Consider the following 23,184-nt stretch of genomic DNA (forward strand, 5'->3'; position numbering starts at 1 on the left):
ACAAAATGCAATATAGTTGTCCTTTCGAGTCTTTCGGTGATTGCTCAAGACAGGCTAAGTTAGAAGATAAAATAGATAACTCACAACAGAAAACCATGAACCCCTATATAGAAATTGCCGGACGAAAAATTGGTGCAGATTATCCCCCCTTAGTTATTGCCGAAATAGGCATTAATCACGAAGGATCGTTGGCTGTAGCCAAAGAAATGGTTGATGCCGCAAAAAGAGCGGGTGTTGAGGTGGTGAAGCACCAAACCCATATTGTAGCAGACGAGATGTCTGGAGCAGCCAAAAAAGTAATTCCGGGTAATGCCGATGTTTCTATTTACGAAATTATGGAACGTTGTTCGTTGAACGAAGCTGACGAATTGGACTTAAAAAAGTATGTAGAAAGTAAAGGCATGCTCTTTATATCAACTCCTTTTTCTCGTGCCGCAGCCGATCGGTTGGAGAATTTCGATGTCCCCGCCTATAAAATAGGATCTGGGGAATGTAATAATTATCCTTTATTGGAGCATATTGCTTCTTTTGGAAAACCTGTACTATTGAGTACGGGGATGAACACCATTGCAAGTATTCGCAAAGCCATTGCTATTTTTGATAAACATAAAGTCCCTGTTGCAGTATTGCATACGACTAATTTATATCCCACACCAATTCGTTTGGTTCGATTTGGAGCCATGATGGAAATGCATCACGCTTTTCCGGATAAAGTTTTTGGTTTATCAGATCATACGTTGAATAATACGGCGTGTTTAGGTGCTGTTGCCTTGGGTGCCAGTATTCTGGAACGCCATTTTACAGACCACATGCAGCGGACGGGTCCCGATATCGTATGCAGTATGGATGAACAAACTACAAAGGATTTACTACTAAGTTCCAATGAAATGTGGCAAATGCGTGGTGGAGTTAAAGAACCCGCTTTAGAAGAACAGGTAACAATAGATTTTGCTTTTGCTACCGTTTGTGCCATTAAACCAATACAAAAAGGAGACGTGCTAACCAAAGAAAATATTTGGGTGAAACGTCCTGGAACCGGCAAGATTCTGGCAGAACATTTTAATGATTTAATTGGTAAAGTGGCCACGCGAACTATTGCAAATGACGAACAATTAGATTGGATCGATTTTGCGTAGTGGTGACTTTATCCTATTTTGTTTGAATAAAAATTAAAGCGGATTCACCCATTGGGGGTACTTACAATTAAAAATGGTTCTCGATGCATTTTTGTTTCGTTTTACTACACAAAAAACACTCGAACTGACGTTCTGGATAATTGCACCCAACGGATACACATTAATAAATAATACGGATTACTAAAAATATCTCGACTGCGCTCGATATGACAGCATAATAATGAAAAAAATAGTATTCCTAACGGGAACCCGAGCTGATTTTGGTAAAATAAAATCACTGATTACCATCCTTGAAGATCAGGATGATTTTGAGGTATTTGTATTTGTAACCGGGATGCATTTGCAAGAAACCTATGGTTACACCCTGATAGAAATTGAACGGTGTCATTTTAAGAATGTTTCTACTTTTGAGAATCACACGCATGAAACCACGATGGATTTAACTTTGGCTAAAACCATTGAAGGATTGTCAAGCTATTGCAAAGGAGTAAGCCCTGATTTGATTGTGGTTCACGGTGACCGGGTTGAAACTTTGGCTGGTGCTATTGTAGGCTCCTTAAATAATATATTGGTTGCCCATATTGAAGGCGGTGAACTCTCTGGAACGGTAGATGAATTGATTCGGCATAGTGTGAGCAAATTGAGTCATATTCATTTTGTTTCTAATGCTGATGCGGCCAAACGGTTGTTGCAAATGGGGGAGGTTCAAGAGTCTATTTTTACTATTGGTTCACCAGATGTTGACGTAATGTTCTCGGATTCATTACCGGAACTGGCTGTGGCAAAAAGGTACTATCAAATAGATTTTGATGTGTTTGCTATTGTTATGTTTCATCCAGTTACTACAGAAATAGACCAGATGGAGCAGCATGCTATTCAATTTGTAACGGCATTATTAGAAGATAATCACAATTATGTAGTAGTTTATCCCAACAATGATTTAGGAAGTCGATTGGTTTTAAGTGCCTATGAACAGTTAAAAGGGAACTCTCGATTTCGAATTATTCCTTCTTTACGATTTGAATATTTTTTAACGTTACTCAAGAATGCCCAATTTATAATAGGAAACAGCAGTGCCGGAATTCGTGAAGCGCCTTACTATGAAATTCCTATTATTAATATAGGTACGCGTCAACAGAATCGTTCTGTAGATGCTGCTATAATCAATGTAGATTATAACAAAGAAAGCATCGTTACAGCGCTACGTTCTATCGAGACAAATAAAATTAAACATGTGAATCCTGATTTTGGAATTGGAAATAGTGCCCATTTGTTTTTAGATTCTTTGAAAAAAAGCGATATTTGGAATCTGAACCACCAAAAACAGTTTAGAGATTTTAATGACAAATAAAAAGATTTTTGTATTGCTTCCAGATGGAATCGGATTGAAAAATTTTGCCTTTTCTGATTTTTATAAATTAGGCATTGATGCAGATTTTGTTATTAAGTATTGGAATGCTACCCCTTTTGATTTAAAGGATTTGGGATTTGAGGAAATAAAAATTCAAAATTCAAAATCACATCCGCTTACTGAAGTATATAAAAATGCGCGTAAGCATATAGAGTTAAACAGAAGCATTACTAGAATGAAAGATTCTGTATATGATTCGTATCGCTTTCCGTTTGAATATAAAGGTATAAAGAAAGCACTAAAAAGCGGATTTACCCGATTTCTAGTTGTAAGCCATTCTAGCGAAAGCGGTTTGAAGCGCATTCGCAATCAAATAAAAAACCAGGAACGCAAGACTTTGTATTATCATCAAAGTATGGAAACCTTGCAAAAGGAACAACCTGCTTTTGTTTTTTGTACGAATCAACGCCCTATGACTGCTATTGCACCATTATTAGCAGCACAAGATTTAGGGATACCTACGGCTACATTCATTTTTTCATGGGACAATATACCCAAAGCGACGATGGTAGTGGAAACTGATTATTACTTTGTATGGAGTGATCACATGAAACAGGAATTACTTTTGTATTATCCCTATCTTAAGCAAGAACAAATTTTTATTACCGGAACGCCACAGTTCGAATCTCATTTTGATCAAAGCAAATTACTTTCCAGAGATACTTTTTTTGAGCAAAACAGACTGGATTTAGATAAAAAATACATTTGTTATTCAGGGGATGATGTTACTACAAGTCCTAATGACCCAAAATACCTTGAAGATGTTGCACTAACCATACGAGAATTGAATAAAAAAGGGTGTCTGCTGGGTGTTATTTTCCGAAGTTGCCCTGTTGACTTTTCTAGTCGTTTCGAAAAAGTATTGAATGATTATCAAGATGTGATCACCGCTATTGTACCACTTTGGGGAAAAGTAGGTAAGGAATGGAATACTGTTTTTCCTACTCAAGCTGACATTGATTTACAAATGAATACTATCGCGCATACTGAAATGGTAATCAATTTAGGATCTTCAATGGTTTTTGATTATGTGGCTCATCATAAATCATGTGCATTTATTAACTATGATATTCCTAATGCACTACTTCCAAATTGGTCTGTTGAAAAAATATACAATTACATCCACTTTCGCTCGATGCCCAACGAAACCGCTGTTTTTTGGATTGATAAACCTGAATCTATAGCTGGAATTATTGAAAACGTGATTAAGGGCAATCAATCTTCCATTAAAAGTGCAAAGCAATGGTTCGAAATTATTAATCAACATCCCCCTGAAGAAGCATCTTCCCGAATTTGGAAGTCGATTAAAACCATTATTTATAAAGAATAATCCTTTTCTTTGCAGCATAAAATAGATTACAATTTTTTACGATCAATTATGTTTTTCAATTCCTTATCCTTTACTATTTTTCTGCCGATAGTATTTTTGCTGTATTGGTTTGTTTTTAATAAAAACAAGAATACCCAAAATGCAGTCCTCATTATAGCGAGTTATTATTTCTATTCCTGTTGGGATTGGCGTTTTTTATTCTTGTTGGTTTTTTCCACGTTTTTAGATTATTATACCGGTATTCGCATTGAAAAAGCCAAGACATCAATGGGTCGAAAATTATGGTTTTGGTTCACTATTACCATAAATCTCGGTTTCTTAGGCGTCTTTAAATACTATAATTTTTTTGCGGATTCCTTTTCCGAATTATTGAATGGGCTCGGGTTACACACCAGTCCTTTATTACTTAACGTTATTCTGCCGGTAGGTATTTCCTTTTATACGTTTCACGGATTGTCCTATGTGATTGATATTTATCTAAAAAGAATAAAAGCCGAATATAACTTTGTGGATTATTCGCTGTTTGTCAGTTATTTTCCATTGCTCGTTGCCGGACCTATAGAAAGAGCAACCCATTTATTGCCTCAGGTAAAAGTAAAACGCACGTTTGATTTTAATAAAGCTAAAGAAGGCGTGTGTCAGTTTGTATGGGGATTGGTTAAGAAAGTAGTTATTGCTGATACCTGTGCCACCTATGCCAATGCTATTTTTGACCATTATGAATCTATGAATTCGCTGTCTTTGCTGTTGGGTGCTTTTTATTTTGCTTTCCAGATTTATGGGGATTTTTCGGGTTATTCTGACATGGCTTTGGGAATGTCCAAACTATTTGGAATTGATTTACTGCGAAATTTTAATTATCCTTATTTTTCCAGAGATATCGCTGAGTTTTGGCGGCGTTGGCACATCTCACTCTCGTCCTGGTTCCGGGATTATTTATACATTCCATTAGGAGGAAGCAGTGGAGGTATAGGTATGAAAATTCGCAATACTTTTATCATTTTTCTGGTCAGCGGATTTTGGCATGGAGCCAACTGGACTTTTATTGTCTGGGGGTTTATTAATGCGTTGTATTTTTTACCGCTATTGCTTTTAAAGAAGAATCGGTCTAATATGGAAACGGTGCACTTGTATTGGAATTTTGATTCGTTCAAAGTTTTTTTAAGTATGGTCAGCACGTTTCTTTTGACCTGTTTGGCCTGGATATTCTTCCGAGCAAAATCGATAGGGGAAGCTTTTGATTATATTGGTCGGATTTTTACCAATCAAAGTTTTCAGTCTCAATACTTAGAAAACGAACGCTATAATTATGAAATAATACTCTTAATTCTGGGCTTCTTATTGGTCGAATGGAAGAGCCGAACACAAGTGGAGCCTATTTCAGGAAAATACAGTAGTTTGAAATTAGCGTTATGCATTGCGGCAGTGGTTGCTTTAGGAACGTATTCCGATTATAAGGAATTTATTTATTTTCAGTTTTGATTTGTCCAATCAAGCGCAGTCGAGATTCATTTAAAATTTAAATCGTCTCTACTGCGCACGAAGTGACAGTAGGGGTTGTAATATGATGCTTTTGTTACAATTTCACAAACAACAATAATTATAAAGTTACGCATGAAAAAATTTATAGTATTCGCTTTCAAAACACTAATCGTAACGGTATTAATTGCTGTTGTCTTAGACTTTACATACACTGCTGTTTATTTGAATTCTTCCAACAGAGGTAAAATAGACTACATTTATAATTCTAAAGCCAGAAAATATGATGTGGTGATTTTAGGTTCCTCCAGAGCGAATAATCATTTTGTTGCTCCGATGTTTGAGGAAAAAGGATTGAAAGCCTTTAATTTTGGTATGAGTGGCTCTCATTTATTTGAAGCTTCGCTACTGCTGAAGCTGATGGTAGAGCGTAAGTACGTTATAAAAAACCTGATACTGGAAACAGATTTGAATCTGTCTAATGAGCATCAAGCAGAAGGAATAGCGGCTAAATTTTTGCCTTATATTCATCAATCGGATATCATTAGGGAGCATTTTTCTAAGGAGAAAAATTTCAAAGAATTGTATTATATCCCTTTCTACCGCTATGTTGCTTTTGACTCCAAAATAGGTTTTAGGGAAATGTTTTTTAATAGTATTCACAAGAAAACAGTTCATTTAGATAATCAAGGGTATTATCCTTTAGGGAAGAAAAAAGGGAATATGAAAAATGACATACGCGCTTTGAAACCCATACCTAATAAGTATTATCAAGAAATCAAGCAAATTTGTGCAGCCAATAATATTAATTTTATAGCGATCATGACACCGATGTGTACCAATACCAAAGGATTGGATTATTTTGATAAAGTAAAAAAACTGTATCCTGAAATTCACAATTATGAAAAAGTGGTGTTAGAAGATCGCTATTTTTCGTCTTGTGGACACATGAATGACACAGGTTCTAGATTATTTACTGCCCGAATTATAAAAGATTTTTTTAATAAATAATTATGCACATTGCTTTTCTGACTCCTGAATACCCTCATTCGCGTGTGCTTCATTCAGCCGGTATTGGTACAAGTATCAAAAACTTGGCTGTTGCTTTAACTCAAAAAGGAGTGAAGGTATCCGTTTTTGTTTATGGTCAAAATGAAGCTCTTGATTTTGAGGAGGAAGGAGTAAAACTTCATTTGATAAAAACACAGAAATATAAAATATTGGGTTGTTATTTGCATCGAAAATACATTCAAAATCATCTTAATACATTAATTATTTCGGAGCACATTGATTTGGTTGAAGCACCCGATTGGACTGGAATTACCGCTTTTATGAATCTGAAAGTACCGTTGGTGATTCGTTTTCACGGGAGTGATGCGTATTTCTGTCATCTAGAAAATAGAAAACAGAAATTAAAAAACTATTGGTTTGAGAAATTAGCTTTTCAAAAAGCGAAGGCATTTATAGCCCCAACTACTTTTGCTGGTCAGCTTTCCCAAAAAATATTTAACATTAAAAATAAAACGATACAAACGATCCATAATGGATTGGATTTGCATTTTTTCCAGAACTCCAATCCTGAAAACTTCGAAAAAAAGGTAATTCTTTACATAGGGACGATTATTCGGAAAAAAGGAGTTCTCGAATTGGCCGCTATTTTTAATTTAGTAAGGCAAAAACATCCTGGTGCCTCACTAGTTTTAATTGGAAGTGATTCGTTTGACATTGCAACGCAGTCCAAATCTACTTGGGAATTAATGCAAAAAGAATTCAAAGACAATGATTTTGAAAAAGTTTCTTACTTGGGTAAAATTCCATACCAAGCAGTACTTGAGCATCTAAAAAAAGCTCATGTTTGTGTATATCCCACCTTTGCTGAAACGTTGGGAATGGTGACTATAGAATCTATGGCGATGCAAAAACCTGTCGTCAACAGTAATATTGGTTGGGCAAAAGAAATAATTGTTGATGGTGAAAGCGGTTATTTGGTTCATCCAAAAGACCATCAGTTGTTTGCGAATAGAATAAATTCTGTTTTTGAGAATACTGATTTGATGATACAAATAGGGAACCAAGCACGAGAAAGAGTTGAGGCAAAATTTGATATTGAAAAAATAGCAATAGAAAACATTACTTTTTTTAAATCTCTAATCGTTTAATTTTGATAGTAGTTTACCATAAAAATAATCGAATTTCTACAGTAGTTTCGGCTGAGAATAAAATGGTATCTTTTGATAAGAGTGCGACTATTGCAAGTGGACTGTTGCAACTCGCAACTGCATTTCCAAAATCAAAAATAGTTTGGTGTGATGAGGTCTGTCAAGAGTATATTAATTTAAAAGATGTTGAATTCCTTTTTCATCATGATAAAATGATGCTTTCTTATTCTCCGGGCGAAAGTGCTTATTTTGGACGAAAAATTGGCTATATAGAAGAATCTCCATTCATTGCTATCAATAAAAAAGTATCGTATCCAACCTGGCAAATGAGTAGTTTAGTAGGAGTGGTCCATGCTTCTTTGCTTTTAAAAATAGAGGGTAGAATCAAATCAGACAATGATTTTGATTACTATCTTAATTCGGTCGCTAAAATATGCATGTCTTTAGGGTTGCTGTGTTATTCAGAACCAAAACTGTTAACCAAAACTGCTGTTTTTGATGGTAAAAAAGCGTCTGTTTTTACGCTCTTTAAATTTGTAAAACAACATTATAAAACAAGATGGGTATGGTTGCTTTTTTTTAATCTACTGATGTATGAGAGAAGTTTTCCAATTGTAGCTTTTCTAAATACCGCTTTTTTTAAAAGTAGAAACAAAAAAAGTATTCATGTTGACGCTATTGCAGTCAACTCTTCATTGAAAGTTGTTGATAAAGGATCTATTGATGTTATTATACCTACTATTGGCAGAAAAGAATATTTGTTTAATGTTTTGAAAGATCTAGCGCAGCAAACGCATCTGCCTATAAACGTAATTATAGTAGAGCAAAATCCATCGGAGCATAGTGTTTCTGAATTGGATTATCTTACTAATCAAACTTGGCCATTTGTCATAAAACATACGTTTACCCATCAAATGGGGGTTTGTAATGCTAGGAATTTAGCATTGAAACAAACGGAAAGCGAATGGGTTTTTCTGGCAGATGATGATATTTGTATTGCTAATTATTTTATTAGAAATGCGCTTGATGGTATTTCTAAGTATAAAAATAAAGCGTTTACTTTTAGTTGCTTACAAGAAAATAAAAAAAAGGTTTACGAGAAAATAATTCAATGGTCAACTTTCGGTTCAGGTTGCAGTATTGTTAATGTAAGGGAAGTTCAAAAAATCAAATTCAATGAAAAATACGAATTTGGTTTTGGAGAAGATGCTGATTTTGGAATGCAACTCCGTAATCAGGGTATTGATATTTTGTATTTGCCTTCTCCAGAAATTTTGCATTTTAAAGCCCCAATAGGTGGTTTTAGAACAAAACCGGTATTCGCTTGGGAAAAAGATAGCATTCAACCCAAACCATCCCCAACGGTTCAGTTGTTTAAAATTTTACATTTGAGCCACGAGCAACAAAAGGGATATCGGATGATTTTGTTTTTTAAATTTTACACCAAACAATCTTTTAAAAATCCGTTACGGTATTATTTTAATTTCAGAAAACAATGGAATCAAAGTGTATTTTGGGCCAATAAATTAAAAGAAAGAAGTTGAATACAATTAATCAGAGAAGAAAATTGATACAGTCTGTTTCGGTAATCACACCTTTAGGAAAAAAAGAAATTGTTTTTGATGAAAATCAAAAACATAAAACGAGTATCGATACAGGAAACTTAAATCTTCCCGATTTTAATGCATTCGATATCGAAATTGTTTTTACGATTCCTATTGCTAAATTCCGAAATCACGATTATACTTGGATAAAATGCCCTGTTGATTGTGTTGCTAATCAGTATTCCCCCAAAATCATCCAATTGAGTAATGGGTTTTTTGTTCAGGCCAATATTACGAATGGTATTTGGGAAGTAAACAAAAATAATGCGAGAGTTTTACTTTGGCGGTTTAATCCGGAAATGTCTTCACCAATGGCCCTTTATTTAGGGAGCAAAAATGAAAAAGTAATTGTGCAAGCCGAACAAAATTTTAATTTTAAAGAGCATCCGGCGTTATTATTTACTTCAAATGAAGCGATAGAGATTAGTCGATCTAAAATTCCTTTTTCAGCGATAGCCGCTTTTACGGATCATTGTGATTTTGATACAGCAGAAAATATAGCATTACAGCGGACTTTTTTTAAGGAGAATGCGATAAAAATCAGCAAAGGTTTTTTCTTAAATCATTTTTCCAAACGACCTGATAATGCATCCTTTCAGAATGATGCCGAAGAATTGGCTAAATGGAAGGAAGACGGACATGAATTGTGTTATCATTCACTGTCGCAATCGATAAAATCAGAAAAGGATAGTTTTGATGATTTCTATTGTTTTGTGCCGCCGTTTACCGATGTGGAAACCTGGATTGATCATGGTTATCAGCCTTATAATTTGTCTCTTTTTCAAAACAGAAAAGTAGCTAATAAGGTCTATGAAGATGCTTTACAACAAAAAAAAATCCGTACGCTATGGAATTATATCGATTCCGGCACTGCGACTTCTGGGGTCATCAACCAGCTCAATGTTCAACATTTTACTTTGTCGCGTTTTTTGATTGGAAATAAAGATTTGCATTTGATAAAAAGGATGCAGTTAATGATCAAGAATATTATATTTCATTATTATAATGACAATGTATTGCTATTGCAATATAAAAGTACTGCGACTCATTTTAAAAAATTATTTTTTCAGAAAAAGGCAGGCAGTTTACTTCCATTACTAAAGAATGCGTTCAAACTAAGTGTTGCAATCCTTTCTGTCTTTATTTTTTGGAAACGCACTAAAATAAAACCGTATAAACTGGCCAAGTATCAACCGATTTTGTTTAAACATTGTATTTTTGAAAAAGAATTTTACATTTTTCAAACTCTTGAAATGGTAGATTTTAAAAAAGCACTAAGTAAAAAAAACATTGATGATTTGATACAGGAAAAAGGGATATTTATTGCGCATACCTATTTTTCGGTGCCTATTTCCTACCATACAGGCAGGATGTTTGCCACACCCAATACAATTGATGCTTTTGTGGCTGGCAACTTCAACTATTTAGGTGCAAAAATTATAAATAATGAAATTTGGAATCCAACTCTTACTGAATTAGTTGAGTATTGGTCTAATTTTGATACTGTAGTTTTAGATGTTGACTTAAATGGAGTTGTGTTTGTGAAAAATAAAACTGATTTGAATTATAGAAAGGTTAAGTAATTATGCCATTAAAACTACTTTCGTATTAGCTTGTTAAATTTTTAGTAAAAAATGGACCATAAATTAAAAACAATATTGTTTCGAATGTTAGCTTTATTACCCAATAAAGTTGACGATTTTTTTTACCATAAAATTCAAGGTTTTTTTGATAAATCTACTCTTGAAGATCGGCTAAAAAGTGTAGAATATACCTGTTTGAGGTTGTCTAAAGTGCTGCATAAATTGAATATAGATGTAAGAGATAAAACAGTTTTCGAGTTTGGGTCTGGTTGGTTTCCGAGTATGCCTTATTTTTTTAAATATAAGTATGAAGCAAAAGAAGTCTTAACGTATGATATCAATAAACACTTTAAAAAAGATACCGTTTTAGAATTAAACCAGATCTTTTCTAAGAAATACAATTGTACTATTATTCCTGAACCGGGTAATAAGTTCGGATTGCCTAATGGTATTGAATATTTTCCCAACTATAATATAATAACACAAGGGATTCCAAGTCCGGATATTGTATTCTCGCGTTATGTATTATCCCATATGAGAGAAAATGATGTGATTTCGCTCCACAAAAAAATGAAAATGGAATTAAAGAAAGGTACCACTGTCATTCATTTCATTTCACCAAGTGATTTGCGGCAGCACGGAGACAACACTATATCACTTCAGGAATTTTTAAAGTATAGCACGTTAGAGTGGGATAAAATTCATACTAAATTTGATTATCATAACCGTTTGCGATTGCCACAGTTTTTAGAAATCTTTACTACTTGTGGTTTGGAGGTTGTTCATCTAGAATATGAAAGTACAAAAAGCGGAACAAAATTATATGATTTATTTAAAAAAGTTAAATTGAATACTGATTATATGAGGTATTCTGATGAGCAATTAACAGCGGGAAATATTCTTGTAGTTCTAAAAGTTTAATGATAAAAATAGTTTTTTACTCCTTGTTTTATGAAAACTCACTTTCCGTTTACCCTGATTATTTGTACCTACATGCGCCCCAATCCGTTGTTGCGATTATTGCAATCGGTACAGGGTCAAACTTTATATCCAGATGAAATCTTGATTGTTGATGGTTCTACGAATGATGAAACGGAAATTATTCTAAATCAAAATTATTTTGATAATTTAAATTATTTTAGAGTTTCTTCGGAACATCGTGGTTTGACTAAACAACGAAATTATGGTATTGCCCGTGTTGGAACAGCGATGGAAATTATTTGTTTTCTAGATGACGATACGGTTTTAGAGCGCCGTTATTTTGAAGAGCTTATCAAAACATTTGAAGATAATGAAACCATTTCGGGTGTTGGAGGAGTCGCCATCAATGAAAATAGTTGGATTTTGGCGGAACCTAATAAAGATTATAATAAATATCATTATTTTCAATTTGATGAATTTGTATACAAAGAAGGTCAACGTAATGTGGTTCGTAATTATTTAGGATTACAATCCAATCTTGGACCTGGGAGAATGCCTGATTATTCTCATGGTAAAACCTGTGGGTTTCCTTTGAATACTAAAATCTATAAAGTTGATTTACTTATAGGGATGTCGTTTGCCTTTCGGAAAAAGGTTTTTGACTCCATCCGCTTTTCCTCTTATTTTGAAGGTTACGGTTTGTATGAAGATGCTGATTTTAGTATTAGGGCATTGCAATTTGGAAGTAATGTAATTAATACAAAGGTACAGTTGAATCATTATCATGATCCATCAGGAAGACCCAATCAATATCAATATGGAAAAATGGTAGTGCGAAATGGTTGGTATGTTTGGAGGACAAAAAACAGGAAGCCTTCATTTGATGCTACAATTAAGTGGCATTCCATTACGGTACTTTTGACATTGATTCGATTTAGCAATATATTTACAACAAAAAAACGGAAAGAAGCCTTTACTGAAGCCTTTGGTAGAACAGTAGGTTGGTGGAGTTTATTTTTTAATACCCCAAAATGAAAAAGCCATGACTTTCGTTATCATTACACATGTCCCTCACTTTTTTGAACAGCAGAAATATTATGCTTATGCCCCTTATGTGCGAGAAATGAATGTTTGGGCAAAACAGGTGCAAGAATTAATTGTTGTAGCCCCGATGACAAAGCAAGAAAGAACACCTGTAGACAGTTTTTATGATCATACCTGTATCAAGTTTGTTCCTGTTGATAGTTTTAATATTTTGAGTTTTGGTTCTCTATTTAAAACTATTTTTAATGTTCCTAAAATTAGTTTAGCGCTTTATAAAGCGATGTATTGTGCCGATCACATTCATTTGCGATGTCCAGGAAATATAGGTTTATTGGGTTGTTTTGTTCAAATGCTATTTCCAAATACACCGAAAACCGCCAAATATGCCGGCAATTGGGATCCAAAATCAAAGCAGCCTTGGAGTTATCGTTTGCAGAAATGGATTTTAAATAATTCCTTCCTGACCAGAAATATGCAGGTTTTAGTGTATGGAGAATGGCCCAATCAAACTAAAAATATAAAATCTTTTTTCACTGCTACTTATCCGGATCAAGATATATTGCCATTACTGCCAAAAGAATTAAAAGGCACGATTACTTTTGTTTTTGTTGGGACTTTGGTACAAGGAAAAAAACCGTTGTATGCAGTTCAATTGGTTGCAGAATTGTTTCAAAAAGGATACGATGTTGTGTTAAGGATTTATGGAGAAGGGGTTCAGCGAGCCCTATTGGAGTCTTATATTTTGAAGCATAAATTAGAAGGAATAATTGTATTGGAAGGCAATCAAAATCAGGAAATTATAAAAAAAGCCTATCAAAACAGTCATTTTGTGGTTTTGCCATCTGAAAGCGAAGGATGGCCGAAAGCAATTGCCGAAGGCATGTTTTGGGGTTGTGTGCCAGTGGCAACAGCGGTGTCTTGTGTTCCGCTTATGTTGGATAATGGGAATAGCGGTATTTTGCTGGAAATGAATTTGGGAAATGATGTCCGACAATTAGAAGCAGTTTTAGATGATGAAAGTTATTTTCAAATGATGTCTAAAAGAAGCAGTGATTGGTCTAGAACCTATACTTTAGATGCATTTGAAAATGAAATTGAAAAACTCCTTCGACCATGAGAATTATTCAATTAATAGATAGTTTAGAGCCAGGAGGTGCAGAGCGCATGGCGGTTCATTATGCCAATGCATTGAGTAAGTCTGTAGCATTTTCAGGTTTAGTGGTAACAAGAAAAGAAGGTGCGCTATCTTCTCAGATTCATACTAAAGTATCCTATTTATACCTCAAAAAGAAAAAAAAAATTGATTTTAAAGCTCTTTTTGCCTTGAGAAATTATGTGCTGCAGCATAAGGTAACGTTTGTTCATGCGCATAGTTCTTCCTTTTTTCTTGCTTTTTTACTAAAGTTAACGTTGCCTTCTTTGAAGTTAATTTGGCATGACCATTACGGAAAAAGTGAGTTTTTGTCAAAAAGACCATCAGGGATTTTACGAATAATCCTTCCGTTTTTTAATGGAATAATTGCCGTAAACCAAAAATTAAAAGACTGGGCTGATGAGCGGCTCAAAAGTAGTAATGCCATTTATCTGCCTAACTTCCCTTCGGAAGAGAATGCTGTTTTCGAGCATACAATTTTAAGGGGAATCGAAGGAAAGCGGATTGTTTGTGTTGCTAATTTAAGAGATCAGAAAGATCATTTTACCTTATTAAGAGTTGCTAAGAAACTAAAAGTGTTTAACGCTGATTGGACTTTTCATCTGATTGGTAAAGATTTTAGAGATGACTATTCCCAGGAAATCAGAGATTTAATTGTGGCGTTTGATTTAGAAAAAAATGTGTTTCTTTACGGCTCGAAACAAGATATAAAAAATATTTTGGATCAATCGACAGTTGCAGTCCTAACTTCAAAATCAGAAGGATTACCCGTTGCACTTTTAGAATACGGCTGGCATAAGAAACCCATAGTAGTTACAAATGTCGGAGAAATAGCTGCTTTGGTCCAGGACGGTAAAAATGGTTTTATTGTTCCAGCCCAGAATGTCAATCTGTTTTATACTGCACTGCTAACTTTAGTAGAAAATGATGCTCTTAAAGTTGAGTTTGGAGATGCCTTGTATGCCAGTGTAGTTGAGGGAAATTCAGAGAATGTTATTATAAAACACTATTTAAATTGGTTAGAAACTATCTAAAATGAAAAAAGAGGAAATCTCCTATATCTGTTTGTTGCTTGTTCATGCCTTGATTGGACTTTTGGTCTATGCATTGCCATTTACCGCAAAGATATATGGGTATTCCATTTTTATTTTTGGTACTATTTACATCATAAAAAGCAGCAATAAAAATAATGAAGCCCTACTAGTTGCAGCGTATGTAGTAGGAAGTGAGGTTTTTTTGAGAATGACCGGCGGAAATCCCCTTTATGAAATATCTAAATATGGTGTCTTGTTTTTTTTACTCCTAGGGATGTATTTCAGTGGGTTTTCAAGGGGAGCCATTTCGTATTGGCTTTTTTTGATTTTATTAATCCCCGGCCTTATCGTTGCTACTTTTGCTTTAGATCTAGATACTAATATTAGAACTAGGATAGCCTTTAATATTTCTGGACCCCTATGTTTAGGGATTGCTTCCATCTACACTTTTAGGCGTAGTATTTCTTTAGAACAGATGAATCGTATCTTGCTCTATATGGGTTTGCCTATTGTTACCTGCATGGTCTATTTGACTGCTTATACACCCATCATAAAAGATGTAATTACCGGAACAGAATCTAATTTTCAAACTTCAGGAGGTTTTGGACCCAATCAAGTATCAACCGCTTTAGGGCTTGGTGTTTTTATTTTTTTTTCACGGGTATTGTTAGCATCCAAAACAAAATTGCTTGTTATCATCAATTTATTCCTTGCCTTAAACATTAGTTATAGGGGGTTTATCACTTTTTCCAGAGGAGGTATGATTACTGGTTTAGTAATGATTTTTATACTTTTAGCATTTCTGTATGTTAAGTCGAATGACAAAGGAAAAGTTAAATTGAATTATAGTTTAGTACTAATTGTTCTTGCAATTGTAGGAGTATGGATGTATACTTCTTTTCAAACAGGAGGACTTATCAATAACCGGTATGCGAATCAAGATGCTTCGGGAAGAGTTAAAACGAGTCAGTTTACCGGCAGGGAGAATTTAGCAAATGAAGAAATTGATATTTTTTTAGACCATCCTTTTTTTGGTGCCGGTGTTGGCAAAGTAATCGAAATCAGGCAATCCGAAACAGGAGAGACTGCGGCGTCCCACAACGAAATTACCCGTATGTTAGCCGAACATGGTGTGTTGGGGATAATTGGATTATTGATTCTTATTATTACTCCTTTTGTTTTGTATTTAGAATATAAGTTTAATGTTTTCTTACTGTGTTTTGTAGCATTTTGGTTTTTGACAATTAATCATGCCGCTATGCGAACCGCTGCACCAGGGTTTGTCTATGCTTTGTCGTTGCTTATTATTCGACTTGAAAGTTCCCCAAAAAGAGAAGGATAGTATTGGGATTAGAATAGTTTTTTTTAGTTTTTCTAATGTTATGTATTAATAGCTTTAACAATGAACTTACCATCGTTTCGTGTATCGATTTTATTAGATTATTTTCCATCTCCCTAATTATTTGGAGACAAAATCACTAAATTGCCAAAATACCAAAAACAAAGCATGTCTACTAAAAGGAAAATACATTTTGAAATTTCTGAGCGAAAAATCATTCTTCGCTTTTTTGATGTGTTTTTTGTTCTATTGGGTTTGTATTTTATTGGTACTATTTTTAATCAGGAATACTTGACTGTAGCTGTCAGTACCCCTTTCTGGACCATTGTCTTAGTCGTTTATCTTGTTTTTTTTGCAACAATTTTCGAAATGTACAATCTTCAAGTTGCCAGTAATCAGTTTTTAGTTTTAAAAAATACGATCCTTACGGTTTCGACAACTGTTTTTGTTTATCTTTTTACCCCTTTTTTCTCGCCTGAGTTACCCTCAAACAGACTTCAGGTTGTATTGTTTTTTTTAGTAGTTTTTATGACGTTATTTTCATGGCGAATGTTTTATGTACTGTTTTTGGCGTCCAATCGATTTGTACAGAAAGCGATATTGATATGTGATAAAGAGCAAGTTCAAGAGCTGATTTTAGGATTAGAAAACATTGATCCGCATTATGAAATAGTTGGATTTGTTAACACTGATGTTGCCGAAGATGCGGTTTTGGATTACCATTATGTGAAACTGATAAAAAGAGATGATTTGTTTTCTTTTGTAAAAGAAAATGGTATATCTGAGATTGTCATTGCCTCTCAAAAGACAGAAGGGATCACCCCTGAGTTGTACCAACAATTACTGCATTTATTGGAGTCCGGTAATATCATTCGAGAATATACGCAGGTGTATGAAAGTAAAACGCAGCGTATTCCGGTACAATATATGTCACGAGATTTTTATCGTTTTTTTCCTTTTAGCCGAAGCAATCAGAATAAATTGTATTTATTGATTGTTAGGGTTTTTGAGATAACGATTTCCTTGTTGGGTCTTGCTGTAGGATTATTATTGTTGCCGCTTATTTTGGTTGGAAATGCGATAGGGAACAAGGGACGGTTGTTTTATTCACAGCAACGTGTGGGCAAAGATGGTGTTATTTTTAAGATTTTGAAATTTCGTACGATGGTGAAAAATGCAGAGTCAGATGGTGCTGTTTTTACCGCTACAAATGATTCCAGAGTGACTGTGTTTGGTAAATTTCTACGCAAAACCAGAATGGATGAATTTCCTCAGTTTATTAATATTTTAAAAGGTGATATGGCTGTTATTGGACCACGTCCGGAACGTCCTTTTTTTGTAAAAGAAATTGCTGAAATAATGCCTTTTTATGAAACCAGGCACATCATTAAACCAGGTCTTACCGGTTGGGCACAAGTCAATTATTCATACGGGGAAACGATAGATGATAGTTTAATCAAGCTACAGTATGATTTGTATTATATCAAGCACCGCAGTATTTATCTGGATTTGAACATTGCTTTCAAAACGATAACGACCGTATTGTTTTATAGGGGACAGTAGCTATTATTATTATTATTATTATTATTATTATTATTATTATTATTTATTGTGGAAAGCAATGTTGTTACTTTTTTGCTGTTATACACAGATTAAATTTAAAATGACTTTCTATTTTTAGAACTATTTCTGCCTAATATAAAATAATTATTTTAGCGACAAATTACACGAATTCATGCTTAAAAAAAATTAGCGAATTAGCGGTTGAATACTGCTAGTCAAAAAAATCTAATAAGAGTATTAGAACGGTTCCTTAGATAATGATAGGAATGCGTTTCTTGTTTTGAATGGCCATTCTCACTAAAATAACTCCGGTGCAAACTACCAACGGCAGTACTAATACTAAATGTGCTTTGTTGATTATAAAAAAGAAATAAACTACTACTGACAGTATGTTGAATAGCGCCAAATTGTAAATTCCCTTTTTGTTTTTTGTCCAGTAAAAATAGAGTAATCCTAATAAAGTGGGGTTGAACAGTAGCATGTTGTAGTTGTATCCTAATTCCAGATGTGAGGAATATAGCCCAACAAACGCAAAGAATATTCCAAGTATACCAATGATGCTGAGGTAAAACAAATCAATGCTTTTCTTGTTTATAAAAACGATGAAACTAAGCAGTATAAAGTACGTGTAGGGATTATTCCACCAAGAGAAAGGAGTTTCATTTTTGAATTCTATTATGGTTTTGTTTTCCTGTGCCAATGGCTGGTTTTGAAAAGAAACCTTTTTCAGGCTTTTTTGCAATTCAAACGGGAGAAATATTTTGGTTCCCAATTGATCTACTTTTTTACCGAAGATAATGCTGGTGCCTAATTTTTCATAAAAATGACCGTCAAAATACGGGTATAATATGGTTCTATAGGTGATATCAGTATCGGTGTTTTTTACGATGGCAACTGTGTCCAGTGTTTTATTGATGATGTCAACCACCATCGAGGTGCAATTTTTGTCAATGAATTTATAGGTGTAATGACTTTCACCAGAAGCCAAAGAGATATTCAGGTTGTCAAACAGTTTCTGTTTTAAATCGACCGGAATATTCAGTTCCTGCTCATAAACGGATCTTTTTTCATATTGATATTGATTGATAAAATCAGGATAGGAATGGGCTACAGCAAAGTATTGTAAATCTCCTTTTATGAATTTCATCACAAAATTTGGCGTGTTGAAGTCAAAAGCACCGTAATTATACACTACATCAATGGCGTTGGCTGTATCCTGTACCCGAATGGCCGTGTGTCCAAAAAGCGAATAGGATTCATTGCCCGTTCCACAAGTGATTATGCTGACGTGCGTGTTTTTTGATAATTGAATGTTTTGTCCGAAACTTAAGTGTACCGTTAGAAATAAGAATAGGAGCAGTGCTATTTTTTTGAAAGGATATGTATGCATTTAAGAGAATGTTAAAATATGGAACACGGATGACACAGATTGAACTGATTTACGATCCCATTGATTGGATTTGTCTGACAAAGATACTCAAAGAAAGAAAAAAGACGCACATAGTTTTTTGTTAAACCAAAAACTGTTGCTGTTGAAACGGATTATTGCAATTTGGTGTAACCTTCAGAAAAACTGCCAAAGATTTAAAGTTGCTATTTGATTCTGAATATTCTTCGGAATTAATTTCTAAACATTCCCAAATCTACTTTTACCGAAAAAATATTTGAATATAAAGCGGCACTTTGATTGCCTAAATCGGTCAACGCATAATCAATCTGAATGCCTTTGTATTTGAATCCCAAGCCGATATTGGGTTGGAAACCTACTTTTTCTGTACTGTCCAGTTGCTGTACATTCTGAAAATTTCCCACTCCGGCACGAACGAAAACCAAATCAGTATATCCAAATTCCAAACCCAAAGCTGGATCGATACTGACAAAATCAGTTGCAATTATATCATTGGTTCTGGCAAACCGCATGTTCACATTGGCTGCAGCCTGAATGCTGTAATCATAGCGGATAATAAACTTTTTGGCAATTCCAAGTTGTGCTTTTGGAGCTGTAATCTCGGTGCTTTCTGGTAATTCCTGATTTTCTCCGGGTATTGCATTGGCAATTTTCTGATACTCGTCCTCGTCAATATTCCAAACATTATATGTGGTGGTGATATCGCGAAGCATCAGCCCAAATTGCCAGTTGTTTTTTTCGAATTGGATTCCGGCATCAAAACCAAATCCCCAAGAGTTGGCAAATTTTCCAATAATGCGTCGGATGATTTTTGCGTTTACGCCATATTGAAATCCAGGAACCGGTAATTTTCGCGCATAAGAAAAAGTGAATCCGTAATCAGCGGTTGAGAACAAACTGATTCGGTTGTAGTCAATATTCCCTTGACTGTCGATTAGTTCTGTAGTATTCAAAATGTCATCTACCCCAAAACGGATTAGTGAAATCCCCCAAGCGCTGCGATCATCGATAGGACTGGCATACGCCAAGTAGTCGTATTGGGCAATATTCGCAAAATAATTAGCATGCATTAACGATACCTGATGGTCTTCCAGACGAATGAGACCGGCAGGATTCCAATATCCTGAATTGACATCATTGGTGGAAGCCACGACAGTATTTGACATACCCAATGCTGCCGCATCCACGCCGATATTCATGAACTCATTCGAATATTTCCTAACGGCCTGACTGTATGTCAAGGTGCTTAGCAAAAGTGTTGCCACTAAAAAACTTTTTTTCAAGGGTGTCATTTTTACAAACGGAACGTCTGTTTAATTTTTATCAAAAATATAATTTTTTACTGAGGTTATTTCATTTTACTGTTGAATTTAGTGTGATGGTAGTGTGGTTTAGCTTTAATGGATTCTTACTATAAGTTTAAAATTGCACGCGGATGATACTGATGAAGCGGATTTTCGATGATTTTTTGCAAATAGAATGCTTTACTGACGTGGTTTATTCGACATAATAAATTTGAGAATAGAAAAAGTACCGTCAAAACGGGTGATGTTGACTGTTTCTATTGTAAATCGCTATTAAAAACGTATTTTTCATTGACTTATTATGCTAAATTTGCCACCTTTGATTCCTTAAAACTTTATCATGATGACTATTAAAAAGCATATCCCGAATTTCATTACTTTACTTAATCTTTTTTGCGGCTGTATCGCGTTGGTATTTGCTTTTAACGAAGATTTTGAAATGGCCTTTTATTTTGTTTGTCTGGGTATATTTTTGGATTTTTTTGATGGTTTTTTTGCCCGATTGTTCAATGTGTCCAGCCCACTGGGATTGCAGTTGGATTCTTTGGCAGACATGGTAACCAGCGGTGTTGTTCCGGGTTTAGTGATGTTTCAAATGATGATTAGCCATTCCTCTACCGCAGCGGCTGGTCATTTGCAGTTTTTTCCCTATTTAGGTTTTATCATTGCCTTGGGTTCTTGTTACCGCTTGGCTAATTTTAATATTGATACCCGCCAAACGGATTCTTTCATTGGTTTGCCAACACCAGCCAATGCGCTGTTTATTTTAAGTCTGCCCTTGGTTTTGAAATACGCCGACTCTTTAATGCTAATTGAATTGTTGACTAATCCATGGTTTTTGTTGGCTATAACGCTATTGAGCGCTTACATGCTGAATGCTGAAATTCCATTATTCTCTTTGAAAATCAAGAAGTTTAGTTTCAAAGAAAACACACTTCAAGTTGTCTTTTTGATTTGTTCCCTTTTGTTGTTGGTTTTCTTTCACTATTTAGGAATTCCTTTGTTGATACTGTTGTATGTTTTACTGTCGGTTCTGAATAATAAAGTACTTAAAAAGTAGTTTTTTGAATGAGAAAACAAACCGCTCGAAGAAAAACAGCAGTTCGTAAGCCTAAAAAGAAAGCGAGGGTTTTCTCTGGGAAGTTCTTACGCTATTTGATTGTTACTTTTTTTATTGTATTGCTAGTTGCAGTAGGTTTGCATTATCGAAATGGTTTAGCGTATTATTTTGGTTTTAAGTCGGATAAAATTTCCAGAACAGAACGAGATTCCAAACGCATTTCAGATGTTCGGAATTTTCAGGTTTTAGAAAAACATGAGGGTAAAAGTATTGGCATCGATGTTTCAGAATATCAAGGGAAGATCAATTGGTCTTATGTTGATACATTAGAAAAAAAATATCCTTTACACTATGTTTTTATCCGTGCTTCGGTGGGTAAGGATAGGAAAGATTATCAGTTTAAAAGGAATTGGCTTGGCGCCAAAGAAAATAAAATGATTCGAGGTGCCTATCATTATTACCGTCCTAACGAAAATTCATTGGAACAAGCTGAACTTTTTATTAAAACCGTTTCTCTTCAAAAAGGAGATTTACCACCCGTTTTGGATATCGAAAAACTTCCTAAAAATCAGTCTATTGCCAATCTTAAATTGGGATTAAAACGATGGTTGCAAGCGGTAGAGTCTCATTATGGTGTGAAACCTATTATCTATACCGGTGAGCGCTATTATGATGATTTTTTAAAGGAAGAATTCAGCGATTATCTTTTTTGGATTGCCAATTATAATTTGTACAGGGAAGAAATAGCCGAAGATTGGTTGTTTTGGCAGTTTACCGAAAAGGCTTCAATTCCTGGTATTAAAGGAAATGTCGATGTGAATATTTATAATGGAGATTTGCAGCAGTTGCGGTTTATTACTGTGGAGTAGTTTTCAGCGAATAGTATTAGTCTCAGTTTTTGAGTTTCAATATTCAAATTGGGAAATGGTAGTATTTAATGCTTTTGTTACCTTTCAATACTGTATCTATTTCTATATTTTACTTTTGGTAAGTATAGCTCAAACTAGTTTCATTAGATATGTTATCGTAGGCGTGAATAACTTGGTTTCGCAATCCAATTATTGTAGTAGCATCCGTAATTTTGACATAGTAAGAACGTACGCTTTAATATTCTATTAATTATAGCTTGTCCAATAAATTCAAGATTCGGTTTTACTACTCTTTTCTCATCATTTTTTTCTACACTAGAAGAATCATTAGTTCATCAATGAAACAACTGTTTATTCTGTCAATTGATGGTTTAACTTCGTGTCGTTTTTTAGTGCGGACCTATTATGATACCTTATATATATGAGAGACTAGAAAAGGGATGTTTGTTACTATATAAGGTACGGCATAAAACCATTTTATTAATCCAGACGAGTTTTTTTGTTCAAATACTGTCAAAGCAGACTGTTTTGAAGGAGTAGAGCTTAGTGACGAGCTGTTGAAACATGAATAAAGGTTGAATTTTGAAAGCTTTAGTAAATAAAGAAGGGTAGTTGAAAGCGTGCAATGGTACTGAAATTGGCGATTTTTACTTAAAATTGTACCCATCGGCAATTGTGTTGCTATTTTGTTTAAAAAACTTTCTGTTTCAAAAACCATGTTTTCAGCAGTTTAAAGTAAAAGTTAAGAAAAGGGTAAAAAAAGAGTTTAAAAAAGCTTGTAAAAGCG

Annotated in this window: 18 protein-coding genes; 16 read left to right on the forward strand and 2 right to left on the reverse strand. The window is 34.5% G+C overall.

The features are described from left to right. Window positions 1-95 precede the first annotated feature (95 nt). The 14 genes from BC952_RS14600 (at window position 96) to BC952_RS14665 (ending at window position 17,756) form a co-directional block, all read left to right on the forward strand. The gene (locus tag BC952_RS14600; RefSeq protein WP_121366336.1) at window positions 96-1,136 is read left to right on the forward strand and encodes an N-acetylneuraminate synthase family protein; all 1,041 of its coding nucleotides are present in this window, start codon (window positions 96-98) and stop codon (window positions 1,134-1,136) included. A gap of 220 nt (window positions 1,137-1,356) precedes the next feature. Then, window positions 1,357-2,487, forward strand: coding sequence for a UDP-N-acetylglucosamine 2-epimerase (neuC, locus tag BC952_RS14605; protein WP_121366319.1), 1,131 nt, complete (start codon window positions 1,357-1,359; stop codon window positions 2,485-2,487). Beyond that, complete coding sequence (locus tag BC952_RS14610; protein ID WP_121366320.1) at window positions 2,477-3,877, forward strand: glycosyltransferase family protein; 1,401 nt, start codon at window positions 2,477-2,479, stop codon at window positions 3,875-3,877. The genes neuC and BC952_RS14610 overlap by 11 nt, the downstream gene beginning before the upstream one ends. Window positions 3,878-3,925: 48 nt before the next feature. Beyond that, the gene (locus BC952_RS14615; RefSeq protein ID WP_121366321.1) at window positions 3,926-5,359 is read left to right on the forward strand and encodes an MBOAT family O-acyltransferase; all 1,434 of its coding nucleotides are present in this window, start codon (window positions 3,926-3,928) and stop codon (window positions 5,357-5,359) included. A gap of 132 nt (window positions 5,360-5,491) precedes the next feature. Then, window positions 5,492-6,367: a hypothetical protein gene (locus BC952_RS14620; RefSeq protein WP_121366322.1), complete on the forward strand. Its 876-nt coding sequence runs from the start codon at window positions 5,492-5,494 to the stop codon at window positions 6,365-6,367. Between the two features lie 2 nt (window positions 6,368-6,369). Continuing rightward, entirely contained in the window at window positions 6,370-7,515 is a 1,146-nt protein-coding gene (locus tag BC952_RS14625) for a glycosyltransferase family 4 protein (RefSeq protein WP_121366323.1), read from the forward strand. A gap of 2 nt (window positions 7,516-7,517) precedes the next feature. After that, complete coding sequence (locus tag BC952_RS14630) at window positions 7,518-9,059, forward strand: glycosyltransferase family 2 protein (RefSeq protein ID WP_121366324.1); 1,542 nt, start codon at window positions 7,518-7,520, stop codon at window positions 9,057-9,059. Further along, window positions 9,056-10,702 (forward strand): hypothetical protein, encoded by a 1,647-nt coding sequence (locus tag BC952_RS14635; RefSeq protein ID WP_121366325.1) that lies wholly within the window; start codon window positions 9,056-9,058, stop codon window positions 10,700-10,702. The genes BC952_RS14630 and BC952_RS14635 overlap by 4 nt, the downstream gene beginning before the upstream one ends. Before the next feature lie 51 nt (window positions 10,703-10,753). Further along, window positions 10,754-11,623, forward strand: coding sequence for a hypothetical protein (locus tag BC952_RS14640; protein ID WP_121366326.1), 870 nt, complete (start codon window positions 10,754-10,756; stop codon window positions 11,621-11,623). Between the two features lie 30 nt (window positions 11,624-11,653). Then, on the forward strand, window positions 11,654-12,658 hold the full coding sequence (locus BC952_RS14645) for a glycosyltransferase family 2 protein (RefSeq protein WP_121366327.1): 1,005 nt from the start codon (window positions 11,654-11,656) through the stop codon (window positions 12,656-12,658). A gap of 7 nt (window positions 12,659-12,665) precedes the next feature. Beyond that, window positions 12,666-13,784, forward strand: coding sequence for a glycosyltransferase family 4 protein (locus BC952_RS14650; RefSeq protein WP_121366328.1), 1,119 nt, complete (start codon window positions 12,666-12,668; stop codon window positions 13,782-13,784). Next, complete coding sequence (locus tag BC952_RS14655; RefSeq protein ID WP_121366329.1) at window positions 13,781-14,854, forward strand: glycosyltransferase; 1,074 nt, start codon at window positions 13,781-13,783, stop codon at window positions 14,852-14,854. The genes BC952_RS14650 and BC952_RS14655 overlap by 4 nt, the downstream gene beginning before the upstream one ends. A gap of 1 nt (window position 14,855) precedes the next feature. Further along, window positions 14,856-16,196, forward strand: a complete 1,341-nt coding sequence (locus tag BC952_RS14660; protein ID WP_121366330.1) for an O-antigen ligase family protein — start codon at window positions 14,856-14,858, stop codon at window positions 16,194-16,196. Window positions 16,197-16,361: 165 nt separating this feature from the next. Further along, complete coding sequence (locus BC952_RS14665; RefSeq protein ID WP_121366331.1) at window positions 16,362-17,756, forward strand: exopolysaccharide biosynthesis polyprenyl glycosylphosphotransferase; 1,395 nt, start codon at window positions 16,362-16,364, stop codon at window positions 17,754-17,756. 250 nt (window positions 17,757-18,006) lie between these two features. Here the strand turns inward: BC952_RS14665 and BC952_RS14670 are convergent, their stop codons facing one another. Together BC952_RS14670 and BC952_RS14675 are read right to left on the reverse strand one after the other, a co-directional pair. Beyond that, the gene (locus tag BC952_RS14670) at window positions 18,007-19,146 is read right to left on the reverse strand and encodes a lipoprotein N-acyltransferase Lnb domain-containing protein (protein ID WP_121366332.1); all 1,140 of its coding nucleotides are present in this window, start codon (window positions 19,144-19,146) and stop codon (window positions 18,007-18,009) included. A 230-nt stretch (window positions 19,147-19,376) separates the two neighbouring features. Then, the gene (locus tag BC952_RS14675) at window positions 19,377-20,447 is read right to left on the reverse strand and encodes a putative type IX sorting system protein PorV2 (RefSeq protein WP_482788925.1); all 1,071 of its coding nucleotides are present in this window, start codon (window positions 20,445-20,447) and stop codon (window positions 19,377-19,379) included. A 364-nt stretch (window positions 20,448-20,811) separates the two neighbouring features. On the opposite strand from BC952_RS14675, the gene BC952_RS14680 reads away from it, so the two are divergent. Next, window positions 20,812-21,528, forward strand: coding sequence for a CDP-alcohol phosphatidyltransferase family protein (locus BC952_RS14680; protein ID WP_121366333.1), 717 nt, complete (start codon window positions 20,812-20,814; stop codon window positions 21,526-21,528). A gap of 8 nt (window positions 21,529-21,536) precedes the next feature. Beyond that, a complete protein-coding gene (locus BC952_RS14685; protein WP_121366334.1) occupies window positions 21,537-22,397 on the forward strand; it encodes a glycoside hydrolase family 25 protein in 861 nt (286 codons plus the stop codon). The last annotated feature ends 787 nt before the right edge of the window (window positions 22,398-23,184 follow it).

Origin of the sequence: Flavobacterium limicola (assembly GCF_003634755.1) — a bacterium.
Taxonomy (GTDB): Bacteria; Bacteroidota; Bacteroidia; order Flavobacteriales; family Flavobacteriaceae; genus Flavobacterium; species Flavobacterium limicola.